The sequence below is a fragment of the Flavonifractor sp. An100 genome (genome assembly GCF_002161175.1).
GTDB lineage: Bacteria > Bacillota > Clostridia > Oscillospirales > Oscillospiraceae > Lawsonibacter.
The window spans coordinates 1-17000 of the sequence record NZ_NFMA01000002.1; the positions used below are offsets into that span (position 1 = coordinate 1).

15 protein-coding genes and 1 pseudogene are annotated in these 17000 nt (G+C 42.4%); 4 read left to right on the plus strand and 12 right to left on the minus strand.

Annotation, left to right across the window (positions count from 1 at the left end; genetic code table 11):
- Positions 1-498: 498 nt before the first annotated feature.
- From B5E43_RS01305 to rfbA, 12 genes and pseudogenes are all read right to left on the minus strand, one after another.
- Positions 499-789, minus strand: a pseudogene (locus tag B5E43_RS01305) (transposase); the annotation flags it as partial.
- A gap of 313 nt (positions 790-1102) precedes the next feature.
- Complete coding sequence (locus tag B5E43_RS01310; RefSeq protein WP_158098926.1) at positions 1103-1843, minus strand: rhamnan synthesis F family protein; 741 nt, start codon at positions 1841-1843, stop codon at positions 1103-1105.
- Positions 1827-3653: a rhamnan synthesis F family protein gene (locus B5E43_RS01315; RefSeq protein WP_087392961.1), complete on the minus strand. Its 1827-nt coding sequence runs from the start codon at positions 3651-3653 to the stop codon at positions 1827-1829. The genes B5E43_RS01310 and B5E43_RS01315 overlap by 17 nt, the downstream gene beginning before the upstream one ends.
- Before the next feature lie 19 nt (positions 3654-3672).
- Positions 3673-4533, minus strand: coding sequence for a dTDP-4-dehydrorhamnose reductase (gene rfbD / locus B5E43_RS01320; protein WP_087392962.1), 861 nt, complete (start codon positions 4531-4533; stop codon positions 3673-3675).
- 1 nt (position 4534) lies between these two features.
- Positions 4535-6217 carry a class I SAM-dependent methyltransferase gene (locus B5E43_RS01325; RefSeq protein WP_158098927.1) on the minus strand — a complete coding sequence of 561 codons (1683 nt, stop codon included), beginning with the start codon at positions 6215-6217 and terminating at the stop codon, positions 4535-4537.
- A gap of 21 nt (positions 6218-6238) precedes the next feature.
- Positions 6239-6976, minus strand: a complete 738-nt coding sequence (locus tag B5E43_RS01330; protein WP_087392964.1) for an ABC transporter ATP-binding protein — start codon at positions 6974-6976, stop codon at positions 6239-6241.
- 12 nt (positions 6977-6988) lie between these two features.
- Positions 6989-8434 (minus strand): ABC transporter permease, encoded by a 1446-nt coding sequence (locus tag B5E43_RS01335; RefSeq protein ID WP_087392965.1) that lies wholly within the window; start codon positions 8432-8434, stop codon positions 6989-6991.
- Complete coding sequence (gene rfbD, locus B5E43_RS01340; RefSeq protein ID WP_087392966.1) at positions 8431-9294, minus strand: dTDP-4-dehydrorhamnose reductase; 864 nt, start codon at positions 9292-9294, stop codon at positions 8431-8433. Before rfbD (B5E43_RS01340) ends, B5E43_RS01335 begins: the two co-directional genes overlap by 4 nt.
- A 9-nt stretch (positions 9295-9303) precedes the next feature.
- Positions 9304-10371, minus strand: coding sequence for a glycosyltransferase (locus tag B5E43_RS01345; protein WP_087392967.1), 1068 nt, complete (start codon positions 10369-10371; stop codon positions 9304-9306).
- On the minus strand, positions 10262-11281 hold the full coding sequence (gene rfbB, locus B5E43_RS01350) for a dTDP-glucose 4,6-dehydratase (RefSeq protein ID WP_087392968.1): 1020 nt from the start codon (positions 11279-11281) through the stop codon (positions 10262-10264). The genes B5E43_RS01345 and rfbB overlap by 110 nt, the downstream gene beginning before the upstream one ends.
- 13 nt (positions 11282-11294) lie before the next feature.
- Positions 11295-11840 (minus strand): dTDP-4-dehydrorhamnose 3,5-epimerase, encoded by a 546-nt coding sequence (gene rfbC / locus B5E43_RS01355; protein WP_087392969.1) that lies wholly within the window; start codon positions 11838-11840, stop codon positions 11295-11297.
- 13 nt (positions 11841-11853) lie between these two features.
- Entirely contained in the window at positions 11854-12732 is an 879-nt protein-coding gene (gene rfbA, locus B5E43_RS01360; RefSeq protein WP_087392970.1) for a glucose-1-phosphate thymidylyltransferase RfbA, read from the minus strand.
- Positions 12733-13264: 532 nt separating this feature from the next.
- Between rfbA and B5E43_RS01365 the strand changes: the two genes are divergently transcribed.
- From B5E43_RS01365 to B5E43_RS01380, 4 genes are all read left to right on the plus strand, one after another.
- Positions 13265-13975 carry a hypothetical protein gene (locus B5E43_RS01365; protein ID WP_087392971.1) on the plus strand — a complete coding sequence of 237 codons (711 nt, stop codon included), beginning with the start codon at positions 13265-13267 and terminating at the stop codon, positions 13973-13975.
- 14 nt (positions 13976-13989) lie between these two features.
- Positions 13990-15102, plus strand: a complete 1113-nt coding sequence (locus B5E43_RS01370) for an amidoligase family protein (RefSeq protein ID WP_087392972.1) — start codon at positions 13990-13992, stop codon at positions 15100-15102.
- Positions 15103-15105: 3 nt separating this feature from the next.
- Positions 15106-16050 carry a class II glutamine amidotransferase gene (locus tag B5E43_RS01375; protein WP_087392973.1) on the plus strand — a complete coding sequence of 315 codons (945 nt, stop codon included), beginning with the start codon at positions 15106-15108 and terminating at the stop codon, positions 16048-16050.
- A gap of 125 nt (positions 16051-16175) precedes the next feature.
- Positions 16176-16739, plus strand: a complete 564-nt coding sequence (locus B5E43_RS01380; protein WP_087392974.1) for a recombinase family protein — start codon at positions 16176-16178, stop codon at positions 16737-16739.
- The last annotated feature ends 261 nt before the right edge of the window (positions 16740-17000 follow it).

The following is a 17000-nucleotide window of genomic DNA, read 5'->3' on the forward strand; positions in this document are numbered from 1 at the left end:
TGTTGGCACTTTCCAGTGTACAGGATTTAAAAGAGCATCGGTAGTGGCTTTATCTTTTCCGACTAGGTGTGGCTGCGAACTCCCGACACTTGAAGGTTAGTTTCGCCCGACCCGAATAACACCTTCCTCTGCCAGGAGAAATAGGTGGATACCGCTATCCCATTTTCCTGGCACCATTGGCCTACCGACAGCCCGCTGTTCCGGCACGCCTCCACACGCCGACTCCATTCCACCAACCGCTGTTGTTGATTGGCTCTCTGTAAACTTGCCGCCTTCTCCATGCCTGCACCTCACTATCTTGGAGTCTGAGATACTCTCTGGTACTACCTTGTACTACCATAGACTCTTATAGTTTGGCAGAGACATTTTACCCTGACAAGTCGCCGACTGTTTTTACGGTTACCCTTGAACAGTAACCGTCAAACCTCCGGGCGTATAAAAAAGGCCGCCACCTCAGCGGCCAGGCTTTGAGATGGCGGTCAGGGATTCCATTAGATTTTAGCTTCTGCATTCCTTCGGTGCATTCACAGGGAGGAAAAATTCCGGCCAATCCTCATCCTTTTGGCTCTGTTCAGGTGCATTGTGGAGAAGCCAAACCAGATAGCGGTAAGGATCCAGGTCGTTCTCCTTTGCGGTCTCAATCAGACTGTAAATCACAGCGCTGGACTGGGCCCCGGCCGGGGTATTGGAGAATAGCCAATTCTTCCTGCCCATCACAAAGGGCTTTATGCTGCGCTCTGCGCGGTTGTTGGACAGCTCCAGCCTCCCGTCCTCCAGGTACCGCACCAGATAAGGCCACTATTAGCTGATTGCAATTAGTAAGTGCCCATATAATCATTTCAATTATCGCGGGCACTATCACTCTGTGTTCATTTATTTGGAATTGCAATATATCTGTAAGTCCTTTTTCTCCTTCTATGAGTCCCCTATAAAGATACAAAATTGCATAGTCATCCCAAACCGGTGCATTTGCTCCCGCATGTAGAATTAAAGACAAGATTATAATGGCTGGGAGTGCTAATGCACACCAAATCCAAGTATTATTCGAAAGCTTCAATATTTTCATTTTTTCACCTTTTATGTTTGTCTATTAATCCGATTACTATGGTTGCGATAATCCCCCTATTTGGTAACCCTGTGCAGATACCATACACCCAAACACTCGCTCTAAACAATACGGAAGCCCATTCCAATCTCGTGGAAAATAGGGTGGGAACTCCTCTACCTGAAAATTTCTTCGTTTTAATGGTTTAAGAAGTTGGGGACGAATCACAAAAACGGAACCAGCAACATATTCCCAATCCCGCATAAGCATCTTACAGTCCAACATTAAAGACTCAACACGCGCAGGATCAATATCAACAGCTATTTCTTGGAACCCTCGAATTAATACTTCTTTGGCGCAAAACATTCCTATATGAGGATGGCGTTTTGCTAACATATTAATATACTTCACACGGTTTTCATTCCCTAAAATAGCATTGAACATATAAGTTCTCCAATTACTCCCACTAAGCAGAACCCCATTCTTGCTATACTCAATAGGAATATCCTTTTTAGTATGGAGCTTGAACAATAAATCATACTGGTCCAAATCAACTTCGTTTAGGAATTTCATAAATGGATAAATATCAAAACCTATATTCTCTGTGATAATTACCTGTGCATCAGGATACTTTTTTCGCAGCGTAGGCAGAAAGGGTTTATTTTCACGTGGCATTGTAATATATAAGTCGTAGGGAACCTCTCCCATATTATCTATATACTTAGAAATTTCATCAAACATTTCTGTATAATACAGATGTAAACACACAGCAATCATATCATTAAGATCCTTTTCCACCCAATTTATAGTAAATTTTTTTTGCAAAATTCCAAAGGCTTACTGGCGTTTTTTTCTTTAAATAAATTTTCAATGCGCCCCTAACACCAATTGCTTGTGGAACATAGATAATCTCATTGGTACTCGGAATAACTACAGGTTGATGTTGTAGGATATTGTTTTTGCGATACAAATAGTATAGGTCCGTTATATATACTTCTGCATCTTCTGATGGAATAACCCAACCGACTAAATATCCTGCATCTTGGGCAAAAAAAGGAATTGCTCTTTCCACGATGTGTATAATAGCTCCATCTAGTGGCATCGGTTCTTCAGGAAAATCTTCGTATTCCCATTCCATATGAAGTAATTTTTTCAAACATTCAGGCCTAAACCAGAACATTGCTCCCATCGGTGCAATAGGCGGTACTTCCGCGGCAATGGGAACATTTACTTTCGCTTTGCGCAAAAAAGAAACCGTTTTATCATAATTCGCTCCCCACTCTTGCCCTGCAAGCGTCATATAATTTCCATGGAGCAAATTAACGGGTTCTAAAATACCAAGGCGAGGATTTTTTTCAAACTCTGCAATGATGTTTCTGACATATTCCTTAGACTTTAACAAAGAGTCCAACACATGAAAGCCAAAGTCGAGTCCAATACAACCAGGTCTTAAGAAAGAGCTTTTCTTATCATGTGCAATACACACATAGTCATAATTATCAATATATTGGCTATCATGAACCAAGAACGCACTGTCAGCTCGGCCTCTTGCCTCCACAAGCTCAAATCTGGCATTTTTTAATTCCAAATTTTTAATTCTAGTTTCAACGGGGACTCTTAAATCTGCCCTGGAGGATGTAATGTATATGTCTGCACTCTCAGGCATACTTTGTAAATAATGAAAATTGATATCTAATAAATCCTCATAAAAAACATGGAAAAATATTGCTATTCTTTTTTTCCCCCAGACCTCAGTTGTGAGTTGATTCGATGGCAAAATATAGTTTAAGTGTAGTAAATTCTTAATGTCTGCATAATGTTGTGTTGCAAGGAGATCATCCAAAATATAGTCAGTATTGTATAACTGTTTTTCCTTAATGTAATCAAATGCTTTTTTAGAAGCATGTCCTCGGTGGTAGGACAGGAACCGTATATATTCAGTACAGAAAGCTTTTCTTTTAAGAATCGGACATCTCATTTCCATTATTAATTTATCTGGTGCTTCTATAGTGAGATCAATGTAATCCCTATTGTTAGGACAGTATACATCATAAGTGTATCCTCTATTTGCAAAGTACGCTGTAAATTTTGTCTCATGTTTTTCAATACATTCTTCTCTAGAAAATACTTCTGGTAAATTAGCCCAGTAATTGTCCCAGTCATTAGATAAAAATACCTTAGGAGTGAATACAATAAAATAGGATAAAATCCAGGTCCCTTCATATCCATTGGCATTCAGGGGCCACTCTGTGATTCCCCAAAAATCCACTTGCCTTTTTTCCATTATTGAAAACATTTCGTCAAATGGATAAATAGGGCCATAAGAAGAACAATTGGTTAATATGACCTCATCAAACTGATCAATACTTTGACCTAAGCTATCAATCGCTGCCTTATATGCCCAAAAATCTACACCTATGTTTTCACGTTCAAGCAACTCCACTTTAAGTTTACGAAGAATTTCTTTACCTTCCTCATTAACGCCGCCATTTGCAACTACAATTACTTTAGACGCAATGTTCTTCAGACCTTCCAAATAAACTCGGACATAGTCTCGTACAATACCATGTTGCTCCCAAAATACATATATTGCAGCCCTATTCTTCATCCTAAATCCCTCAATACAATCATTTAATCATATTTTTTATACGCCAGATACACTCATCCAGCGCATCAGAATAATGTCGGATAGATAAATTAAAATCTGATTTTACCTTCGACTTATCCAATACTGAATAAGATGGTCTTTTGGCTTTCTGTGGAAACTCACCGGTATGGATTGGCGTCACTTTGCAATTTAAATCAAATCCTCTTACGATCTGATGTGCTAAATCATACCACGAACATGAACCCTCGTTTGAAAGATGGTATATTTCCTTTGTTCCTTGTTGAATTTGTGGTAGTATATCAAGTACATGCTTTGCTAAATCACCTGCATATGTTGGTGAACCAATTTGATCGAATATGACACTTAGATCCTGTTTGGAACCTAATTGTTTTATTGTCTTCACGAAATCCCGACCAAATTCAGAAAAAAGCCATGCTGTACGAAATATAACGACAGAATTGCAAATTGAAAGCAGGTCCTTTTCACTTCTCTCTTTTGAACAACCGTAAACACTAAGACCAGAGGTTTGATCAATTTCAATGTAAGGTATACTCTGTTTTCCATTAAAAACATAATCACTGGAAAAGTGAATCAATGTTGCACCATACTCATTGGCCACTAGTGCCAAATTATGTGGAGCCAATTCATTTATTAAATATGAGTCCTGTGGATGCTCCTCCAAATATTCTGCATTACAATTTGCAGCACAGTTAATAATATATTTAATTGGATTTACTTCCATAAATTGACGGATATCTTCTATTTTAGTAATATCTAACTGCGAATGTGAACAGAATATTGCGTTCTCCTCTGGTAAAAATCTTCTAAACTCTTGTCCCAGCAAACCACTACTGCCTGTGATAAGAATTTGTTCTCTCATGCTATTTTTTCCTCCAGAACAACAAAAATTGGCTTAATTTCCATAGTCTACTGTTCTTTATTGCATTCAACTCAGTTAACACATTAGAAAGTTCATTTTTCAATAAGCTATAGTCACTTTGTAATAAATTTAAATGCGTCTCTAATTCCTGCTGATTTCGTTTGAGTTCTTCACATTCAACTGTCCTTGATGATAATATTTTCCGTAGGCCGTCTAAAGCTTGTTCTGCTTCTAGCTTTGCCATATTTACCGCTTGTAGCTGATCCTCTTTAATAGTCAAAGCATCCTGTACAATGTGTAGGTTCTTCTCTACATCCGCCTTTGCTCCATTTACTGCTCGTAACTGATCCTCTTTGATATTCAAAGCATTCTGAACAATTTTAAGGCTCTGTTCCACATCCGCCTTTGCTCCATTTACTGCTCGTAACTGATCCTCTTTGACAGTCAAAGCATTCTGAACAATTTTAAGGCTCTGTTCCACATCCGCCTTTGCTTCATTTACAGCTTGCAGCTGTATTTCTTTATCTGTTAAAGTAGTGATCCAACGATTATTCTGAGCTTGTAAAAACTCTTCTACAGATCTCCAACTTGTTGCCGCTAACAAAATCAATTCCACGGTAAGAGTAATTGTACATGCTTCTTGGTTTTGTATTAAAAACAATATCTGTGGATCCTCATTTACAAAAAAATAACTACATTCAAAACCTATTCCATTAGTTGCTGTGATTGGTAATAAATCTTTACCACAATGAGCACTAATATTTTTTACAATGCATTTCTTTGCTTCGATGGGATCATATCGGATTTGTTTACACCCTGCTGGCAGTGAAATGTGGTAAACATAGTGTTGATCTGTTAAAATGCCTTGGATATCTATGCGATTTTCTTCATTAAATCCGCTTCCATTATCATAATACAGTCTTGATGATATTTCATTAGATAATTGATATGTTATGGCATTTTCCAACTTAGAAACTGTCTTTACGTGCTCCTGAGTTAATCTACATACGAATTGATATATATTTTTAGTTGTATGTAGATCCAGTGCGTCTTCTAACGCTTTTTTGTTTCCGCTGGGTAAATAAAGTCCTTGCTCACTGGAAAAAAGAGGAACGAGTGTGCAGTCCTCCTCAGAAATATGATAACCAGCAGCTTCCACCATATCGTGCAAATTTTTTCTTGCAAACAAGTGGATATGTGTATTATCCAGTAAACCCAAGGGGGTATAGGTAAACTGATCACATAGCAAATTCATAATAATGTCGCCATGAGCAACATTAGGGACGGATAGAAGCACACTTCCATCAGGTTTAAGGAAATGACGCATTTTCTTTAAAACGGCTTCCGGATTACGTAGGTGCTCAAGTACGTCAGCATATAAGATATAATCAAATGACTGCGCGGCAAGATCAATCATCCAAGCATCGTCTTCTATATTTACACAATATCCCCCATCGGCATAAGCACTTGCCTCCTGAAATGCCTCCTGATCCAACTCCAAGACAACTACATAGCATCCAAGTACTTCTTTCATATAGCGTGTCATAATTCCGTAGGCACAACCACATTCCAATACACGTGTCCTTGGCTTTATCCATTGAAGCAATTTAGCATGAGAGGTTTCACCGCGATTGACAGTTTCCTGATCAATGAGTTTTCTGTAGTGATACTTTTCTTCGGACACTATGTTTTGCCCCTTCCTGGTTTACGGATTACAATAGTGGTCACATACTTCGTTGACATTTCCTATCATTTTCAGCGTGCCATGCTCCAACCAAATAGCTCTATCACATAGTTCACGAATTTGGTCCACGCTGTGAGATACTAATAAAACCGTTGTACCTCCACTCATAAGTTCTTGCATTCGCTTGCCACTCTTAATTTGAAACTCTGCGTCACCTACGCTCAAAATTTCATCTACAATTAAAATATCTGGTTCCACAACTGATGCAATGGAAAATGCCAATCTTGCCACCATGCCGGAAGAATAATTCCTCAATGGTACATCAATAAATTTTCCAAGCTCTGAAAATGAAACAATTTCATCAAATTTTCGCTTCAAAAACTCCTCACTATAGCCTAATACCGCACCGTTAAGAAAAATATTTTCTCTGCCATTTAGCTCAAAATCAAAGCCACTTCCCAGTTCTAGCATGGGAACAACATTACCATTGACAAATACATTTCCGGTAGTTGGCTTTAAAATGCCGGAAATTACCTTCAGTAATGTACTTTTTCCAGCTCCGTTCTTTCCCACAATACCAACCACTTCACCATGACAAATATCAAAGTTAATGTCTTGTAGTGCCCAGAAATCTTCATATTTTACTTTTTTCTGTAGCATTTGTACCACATATTCTTTTACACTTAAAATTTTATCGTATGTCATATGGAAACATACAGATAAATTTTCAGCGTGTATCACCGAATTTTCCTGCTTCATTTTCAGCCTCTCTTATAGGTATAATACAAACTTGTCTTGTGTACGTTTAAATATCAACAACCCCAAAAGCAAAGGAATCAAAGTTGCAAGGATACACAACAGATATGCTTTTGGCTCTGGCGATACACCATCTAAAAGAATAATACGGAAGACACGGATAATATGATAAAGTGGGTTCATCTTATACAATGTCATCCATTGGGGGGGGATTATCTCGTCCATATAAAAAATGGGAGTCAAATACATCCATAACATAGATACTACTCCCCATAAAAACTGAGTATCTCTAAAAAATACCATAGCTGATGCCAAAATCATCCCTATTCCAAGAGAAAACAGGAAAAGACATGCTATTCCAAATAATAACAACAAAAACTCTACCTTAAAAGGTACTTTTGTAATAACCATTACCACAAAAAGCGGTATAAATGCAAGAAAGAAATTGATCAATGAGGAAAGTGCCCTTGAAAATGGGTATATATATTTGGGAACATATACTTTTGTGATTAAAGCCGCATTGCCTGTAATAGACTGTAGACACATAGTTGTAGCTTCAGAAAAAAAGTTCCAGCAAATAAGACCTGATAATAAATATACGGGATAATTTTCTACACCAGAAACAAAAAGCGTCGAAAACACAAAATATAACACAAGCATAGTCAATAACGGATTTAAAAAGCTCCAGAAAATGCCCAAAACGCTTCTTTTGTATTTGGTTTTGAAATCTCGTGATACCAATGTTTTAATCAAAAATCTGTATCGATTAAACGCAGAGAGAAATACATCACCAAAGTAACGCCTACTCCTTTTTTCCTGATGCAAACAATACAAAAGATAACTTGCCAATACAAGTCCGAAAATCAAAACAATTTGCCAGTAATAGGTACCAAAACTATGCCAATCTCCACTGACAACTGACATGCACAGTATTCCATCCATAGGAGTACCATTAAATGTAAGTCTATCACTGTCTGCGATTTGAATGGGCATAGTGTACTTAGCAACAGGGTAGGAATCTCCATAGCAAAAAGTAACTGCATTCCCAGGTGTTCCTTTTTGGGATGTGACAGAGAGTGTGAGTGTTTGACCTTTTACATCGTCCACCGAATTGGAAAGAGTGATCAGCCAATCGCCGCCATTTTCAAGTTCATTTGTGGCTAATTGTGAAGTAGCAAGTACTGCTCCGGTTTCGTCTTTTACCTTAAATTCTAGAACATCATCATTCACTCGATCATAAGTGGCTCCCATGATAATTAATGCTTCCAGCGAGTCATTTTCTACCGTAAAATTTTGTTTTATTTCACTACCCCGAACAATTTCGCCGCAGGTTGATTTCAATGACACCATTTCTGAGTAATAGATTGAACGATGTAAACTATCACCAGCTATAAAATAAAATAATACGGCTATGATAATGTAACTAAGTATAGTAAATGTTGAAAAACGTTTAAGACTCATTGGTTTGGCTCCATATTATTTTGATATTCTGCAATAAATCTGGAAAGGGCATCTTTCCAATGGGGTAATTTAGCAAATCCGTTGGAAATAAGAGATTCTTTGCTTAATCTGGAATTTTTAGGCCTTTGAGCTGCTGTTTCATATTCTTCTGATACAATGGGATGAACTACCACCTCTTTTTTTAGTTGTAAAAAAATTTCCTTTGCAAATTCATACCAAGAACAATATCCTTCATTGGTTGCATGATAAATACCATATGCATTAGTTTCAATCATATCACAAAGCAACGGTGCTAAATCTCGGGTATAGGTAGGACTACCAATCTGATCTGACACAACAGATAGCTCATTTCTAGTTTCTGACAGTCGAATCATTGATTTCACAAAATTATTACCATTAATACCAAATGCCCAAGAAATACGAACAATAAAGTAATGATCTAGAATATCCTGTACGGCTTGCTCTCCGGCTAACTTACTTTTTCCATACACATTGATAGGATCGGGTTTGGAATCAACTTCATAAATCTCCTCTTCTCGCCCAGAAAACACATAGTCAGTGGACACATAAATCAGTTTGGCACCAAGGTTCTTTGCAGCTATAGCCAAATTTCTGGAACCTGTCTTATTCACTAAAAAGGCTTTCTCAGCGTTTGCCTCTGCCAAATCTACTGCTGTCCACGCGGCACAGTGAATAATTGCATCAGGACTAAAAGTTTCACAAACTGTCTGTACCACTGTCGAATCAGCAATATTCATCTGTGATGAGGTTGTTCCAAGATAAGTAATTCCTCTTTTTTTCAGTTCACAACATACATCGTGTCCAAGCTGTCCACCTGCACCTGTTACAAGTACCTTCATAGTCTTTCCTCACAATAAATTTTTTCGCTTTAATCCTATAATCCACATAAAAATTGGGTTAGGAAGCCAGGTTCCTACAAGTTCAAATAAAGACACTATTGGACCAAATCTTCTGTATCGTACTATATCCGCTATGCCGCCCTGATGATGCCAATTTTTTTCTCTGGCATTGGCCCAACGTAAACCGTCCTCAAGAGTTTGGCGAAATAATTCAGAACTCTTAAAATAAGTAGCAAGCCAGTGCAATCTTTTCTGAACAATTCTTATTCTGGCCTCAAGATAACTCTGTTTGTCTACAACGCCAGCCATATCTATAGTTTGGTTATTGCCATGAATCCGGTACTGAATAAGAGGTCTTTGCAGAGAAACAATAGCTCCACGCTCACTGCAAAAGATGGCCAGATATTGGTCATGAATATAGTATGGACAAAAAGGAATCGCTTCTTTTGCCATAGAAGCCCGTACAAGCATAGTACAACCTGTGACAAAATTAGAAAAAATCAAATGGGAGGACAGGTTTTCTCCAGATATAAATTTATGGTGGTGCCTGACCTTAGTAATACTATCCGCAACAGTGGTTCCTGCTCCATCTATCACATACATATCGGAGCATACTAGTAGTGCTCCTGTATGTTCTGCGTTTGCAAATAATATATCCAACTTTTCAGGTAACCAAACATCATCCTGATCGCAGTAGGCAAAGTACTTACCCGTGCCTTCCTGAGTTAGTAGTTGGAATGTTAAATTAGAACCAAGATTTTTTTGATTTCTGCGTATAATCACTGGAAAAGCAGAGATACAGTCCTGTACACAGGCCTGTATCTCCTCAAAAGATACTGTAGGAGAAGCATCATCTCTGACATATAGGCGTAGATTGGGGTACGTCTGTCTGTTCAACGAGAGGAGTTGTTCCTTTAGCCACTTTAAATTAGGTTCATAAACGGCCATTAGTATGGAAATAAGAGGCTTATCTATTCCTATACATTCGCTCATAGTAGTTCTGATATTCTCCATTAATAATGTTTTTCCACCAACCGTGGTTTTCCAGATACCAATGAACCGTTTTTTCAATTCCATCGGCAAATTTGGTCTCCGGTAGCCAACCAAGCTCCTGATGAATGAATGTGGGGTCAATGGCATAACGCATATCATGACCTTTGCGATCAGTCACATAGGTAATCAAGCTTTCTGTTTTCCCCAAAATCGCAAGAATCTTTTTTACAATATCGATATTCCGCATTTCATTGTGGCCGCCGATGTTATAAACCTGTCCTACTTTACCATGTTCCAAAATCAGGTCAATTGCCCTGCAATGGTCCTCTACATACAACCAATCCCGGACGTTGATACCCTCTCCGTAAACAGGTAAAGGCTTATCAGCCAAAGCGTTAGCAATCATAAGGGGAATTAACTTTTCTGGGAACTGATAGGGCCCATAGTTATTGGAGCAACGGCTGATTGTGATAGGCATACCATAAGTGCGCTGATAGGCGTTACACAACAAATCGGCAGAGGCCTTAGAAGCAGAATAGGGACTGGAGGTATGAAGTGGGGTCTGTTCAGTAAAGAACAGGTCAGGCCGGTCCAGTGGCAGATCCCCATATACTTCGTCGGTGGAGACTTGATGGTAACGCTGAATCCCATAGGTCCGACAGGCATCCAGCAAAACCTGAGTACCCATGACATTGGTTTCCAAAAATACGGACGGATTTTCAATGGAGCGGTCCACATGGCTTTCGGCAGCAAAATTGACGACTACATCAGGATGATGGGCTTCGAAGATCTCATAAATCCCTTTACGGTCCGCAATATCTGCCTTAATAAAGGTGAATTTCGGGTCATTTATCACCGAAGCCAAAGTTTCCAAGTTACCTGCATAGGTAAGCTTATCCACACAGATTAAATCATAGTCCGGATGAGACTCGCGCATATGAAATATGAAATTACTGCCGATAAAGCCGGCACCTCCGGTAATTAATACCTTCATTCCGTGTCACTCCTTAAAAATCAGTAATGGCATCCTTTAATAGAGGAGCTTCCGCATCCTTTTTGGACAATACAGGTTCCGTTACCCCCCAGTCAACAGCAAGTTCCGGATCATTCCAACGGATGCCGCCGTCGGCCTCCGGCGCATAATAGTTGTCCGCTTTATAGAGAAATTCTACGTGATCAGTCAATGTCACAAATCCATGGCCAAAGCCGCGGGGAATCAGAAGCTGCCGCTTGTTTTCTTCCGATAGTTCCACTGCTACCCATTGTTTATAGGTGGCACTGCGGGGGCGAAGGTCAACGGCAACATCTAAAACCGCCCCACGGGCACATCGTACCAACTTGGCCTGAGCCTTATCGCCGCGCTGAAAATGGATTCCGCGCAATGTGCCTTTTACCGTGGAAGAGGAGTGGTTATCCTGGACAAAGTCATAATATAGGCCGGCTTTTTCAAATTCACGCTTGGACCAACTTTCCATAAAAAATCCACGGTGATCACCGAAGACCTTGGGTTCGACAATGATAACGCCATCTAATTTTGTTTTAATAAATTCCATATCAATGAGCCTCTCAATAAATAATCTTATTATTTGCAACAGCCTTTAAATGAGTGCCGTAGGGGGACTTCCCATAGCGTTCCGCTGCCACAAGAAGAGTTTGATGGTCAATCCAGCCGTTTCGATAGGCGATTTCCTCTAATGCGGAAATCTTGGTGTCAGTCCTTGTTTCAATCACCCGAACAAACTCGGTTGCTTCAGCGAGAGAATCTACTGTTCCGGTATCTAGCCATGCATATCCACGGCCAAGAGTAATCACGTTTAATGAACCTTCCTCCAAATAAATACGGTTAAGATCAGTAATTTCTAGTTCATTGCGGTGAGAAGGCTTCAATGCTTTTGCACGTTGGCAAACCTTCTCGTCATAAAAATAGAGCCCTGTCACAGCATAGTTGGACTTCGGATTTTTGGGCTTTTCCTCCAGAGAAATTGCCCTACCAGATGCATCAAATTCCACAACCCCAAAACGCTCGGGATCATCCACGTAATACCCAAATACAGTGGCACCATGTTCTTGGCTGGCAGCTTGTTTTAAATGAGCAGTGAGGCCTGCGCCATAAAAAACATTGTCCCCCAATATCATTGCACATCGATCGCCGTCAATAAATTCTTCGCCTAGAATAAATGCTTGGGCTAAGCCGTCTGGGGAGGGTTGCACCTTATAAGAAAGATGAATTCCAAACTGGCTTCCGTCACCCAATAAACGCTCAAAATTGGGAAGATCATGAGGGGTGGAAATAATTAAAATATCCCGAATCCCTGCAAGCATTAGGGTGGAGATGGGATAATACACCATCGGCTTATCATAAATGGGAAGCAGCTGCTTTGAGGTGACCATCGTGAGGGGGTAAAGCCGAGTGCCGCTTCCACCGGCCAGAACGATTCCTTTCATTGAGATGTTTCCTCCCTTGTAAGTAAGTGGTATGTGGTAATAGTCTCTCATGAAGTCTTAGAATAGAAAAAGCAAAGTTTTAGAGGAATAAGACAAATAAAAGTTACCCAGCTACAACAAAAAACAAACTTCTCTAAAATTGAAGTATACCATAGAAAAAGTATAGGTGCAACACGAATTCTAGGCTATTATGGGAAAAGAAGTAAAAGTCAGGTGCAGTTTGCAATATACTTTATTAACATAATCAATGGTTGCTTTTTCTAAGAGAAATTGAAATGGAAAGCTGTTAAGAATAAGCCATCTGATTTGCTCCCCCTTCCAGCTATATATTATAACCATGAAGCTCATAGGAACGTTAAGTTCTCATGAGCTATTTCTATTTTAGGGAGGAATTCTCATGAATATATGTGGTTGGCTGGTTAATCTAGATGCGCGATCACTTTATAAAACTAAGAGTCTAATCTGTCATGGGGATCACAAAATACCGGGTTCGTTTTCTTGACCGCTGGTTGTATGTATTCGGAGGAAATTTATGACCCACAATTTTGCACACCTGCAAGCAGGTATTCGAGGGCTGGAAGTCTGCCCATCTCAAATTCTATTCCCTTGCCCGGTGCTGGATTACGGCCTCTGTTGGATGCGATCCCCCTGCGTCTGGGAGGAGAGTTTTCCAAGCCAAAGGGCCGCTGCCCAAAATGCGGAGGAGATCTTTCTGCCCATATACCAACAGGCGGAGGAATGGGTTCGGTGTTATACCGATGCAGACAATCTTGACAGCTGGTTTGACACTTTTCACCGTAGCCTGAACCGACATCTGGGAGAACTGCGGGATGCACTGACCCCTATGCGGACTCAGCAGACCGTCCCCGTTCTAAACCGTATAACCGCACTGCTTCTGCCGGATAAAGTGCTGGCAGAATTGGAAGCCGACCCATCGTTTCTGTACATGGCCCATACACTCAGCCACCCCAGCCATTATCTCAGACACGCAGAGTATTCCACCTACGACTCATCGGAAGGGGAGACTGGTATCATATGGCTTCTAGGAAAACTTCTGATTCGTCATGGCTATGACCTGCTGCCCGCCATCATCGCTTTGGAGGCAGATCTGCAGCAGAAGGCAAAGAACTATCAACGGATATGCGCTGGTCGGGCCGAGAATGCGATCCACAAACACATTATTGTGCCGCTGAACCTGCTGCTGCCCATGCTGTACCAAACACTGTCTACACAAGGAACTTGAAAGGAGATTTTAAGATGGAAAACACCTTTACCTGCCACATCTGTTGTCAGAAGTTCCCGGACGCCCAACGCCGGGAGTTTGACGGACAGGCCCTCTGTCCCAACTGTCTGGACCTGCTTACCGTACACTGTCATGAGTGCGGGAGACGCATCTGGACAGATGACAATGCTGGGAGTGACCAAATGCCTCTGTGTCAATCCTGCTATGAAAATTACTACACCAACTGCTGCCAGTGCGGAAACCTGATCCGGGAAAGCGAGACCTACTATGATGCTTCTGACGAATTTGATGAGCGCCCCTACTGCTCCAGCTGTTTTCACTCCCTGGGGCGGGATGGGCGTATCCATGACTATTACTTCAAGCCGGACCCCATCTTCTACGGAGAAGGGCCCAGGTACTTCGGAGTGGAGCTTGAAATTGACGGTGGAGGTGAGTCCACTGCCAATGCCAGGGCTCTTCTAAGTATAGCCAATCGGGATGGACGGTACGCTTACATCAAGCATGACGGTTCCTTGGAGGAAGGGCTGGAGATCGTTACCCATCCAATGAGTCTGGAATATCAGCAAAATCATATGCCGTGGGCAGAGCTGTGCCGGAAGGCGGTTGCCCTGAACTACCTCAGCCACAGAGCCGGCACCTGCGGCCTCCACGTTCATGTTAGCCGGGCGGCCTTTGGAAAAACAGAACGGGACCAGGATGGGCCTATTGCCCGGGTGCTGTACTTCTTCGAAAAGCACTGGGAAGAGCTGCTAAAATTCAGCCGTCGAACGCCCCGCCAGTTAGAACGCTGGGCGGCCCGATACGGCTATCGGGAACAGCCTCGGGAGATCCTGGACCATGTAAAGAAAGGAGATCACGCTGGTCGCTATACCTGCGTTAATTTGACGAACTGCGACACTGTGGAGTTTCGCATGTTCCGGGGGACCCTGAAAGTCAATACGATCTTTGCCACGTTGCAGCTGCTGGACCGCATCTGTGATGTGGCTCTTTCTTTGTCCGACGAGGATCTGAAGGGCCTGTCCTGGACTACCTTTGTGACCGGCTGTACCCAGCCAGAGCTCATTCAGTATTTGAAAGAACGCCGGCTTTACATCAATGAGCCGATATCGCAAGAGGAGGAGGTCTAATTTATGTGTTGTTTGTTCGGACTGATAGACTACAAGGGCACACTTACTGCCAGGCAAAGGAGCGAAGCCATTCATTCCCTGGCTACCGCCGCTGAGGCGAGAGGAACAGATGCCACCGGCATTGCCTATCGCTCCAGAGGGCGTATGCACGTGTACAAGCGTCCTCTGCCCGGGCACTGCCTACGCTTCCGTATCCCCCATGACACCCAAGTTATCATGGGGCACACCCGAATGGCGACTCAGGGCAGTGCCAAGAAAAACTATAACAACCATCCCTTCCAATCCAGGGCCGGAGGGAGGTCCTTTGCCCTGGCCCACAACGGGATGATCTACAACGACCTGGCCCTTCGCAAACAAGAGAGACTGCCTCGGACCAACATCCAGACGGACAGCTTCGTGGCCGTCCAACTGCTGGAGCGGGGCGGGGCTGTCACCAGCCGCGCGCTGAGGGACATGGCGGAGAAGCTGGAGGGGTCCTTTTCCTTCACCGTCCTGGATCATCAAGACAGCCTCTATTTTGTCCGGGGCAACAACCCCCTGAGCCTATGCCACTTTCCCGACCAGGGGCTGTATCTCTATGCCTCTACCCAGGAGATCCTGGACAAAGCCATTGAGGAGCTGCCCTTCCCGGTAAAAGACAGGGAGCCGGTGGGGCTGGTATGCGGCGAGATTTTGAAGGTGGACGCCCGGGGGACGCAGTCCCGCTGCTGGTTTGACGACAGCCGCCTGTGGTATGGGGGTGGTGCGCCCTACTCGTTCTCCTTTGAATACGGCTGGGGAAAACAAAAACGATTTCCGGAACCGAGGGAAGCCTATACCAGCCACACCCAGGCTCTCAAATCCGTAGCTGGCGCTTTCGGCTTTTCTCCCTGGGAGATCGATCAGCTGCTTCAAGATGGCTTTACCGAGGAGGAGATCGAGGACTACCTCTACTGCGGAGAGCTGTAACAAAAAACGTTCCATTGGGGTATGCCCAAATGGAACGGTAAAAAATAGTCCCAATAGGGTCGGTTTCCGATTTTTGAGACGTGCCAGGGAAGAAACCGGCCCTATTGGGACAAGGGGGGATGAGCATGAGAATCGGATATATTCGAGTGAGTACCCAGGAGCAGAACATAGCCCGTCAGGAGGCATTGATGGAGTTACTGGGCGTAGACGAAGTTTACATTGACAGAATGAGCGGCAAGAACACGGACCGGCCGGCATTAAAGAAAATGCTGGACTATGTGCGAAAGGGCGATATTGTGGTAGTGGAGTCCATCAGCCGGTTTGCCCGCAATACCAGGGATCTGCTGGAGTTGATTGAGCAGCTGGAGAGGAAAGAGGTAACCTTTCTCTCCCAAAAGGAGGCCATCGACACCAGCACGCCAACCGGAAAATTCATGCTCACGGTATTTGGAGCCGTAGCCCAGCTGGAGCGGGAATACCTCCTGCAGCGCCAGAGAGAGGGAATTGAGATTGCCAAGCGACAAGGCAAATATGCCGGACGAAAACCGATGAAGCGGGATAATTTCAACGTAGTGGTGTCCCAGTGGAAAGAAGGTCAGATGACTGCAGTCCAGGCGATGGATCGATTGAAGATGAGTAAGTCTACCTTTTATCGCCGGATCAAAGAAGATCACACTTCGCGGTTATAATGAATTTATCCCGATGATTACTGTAATTTAACTCTCATACTATAGAAAATATCTTTATAACATATCAACACGAAATAAGTTTGATGAAAACAACGGATAAAAGCCAGAAGGGGAAATATCTTCCCCTTCTTTTTTGTTCCCTCGCATCGCAAGAAAAGCGCTGTACCCCATGAAGTTCGTATCGCAAGGAATGCGGGAGTGTCCTCCCTGTGAAGAGCTCTCCGAGTCTTCACGGAGTCCATCCCTTTTCTTGCGATACTC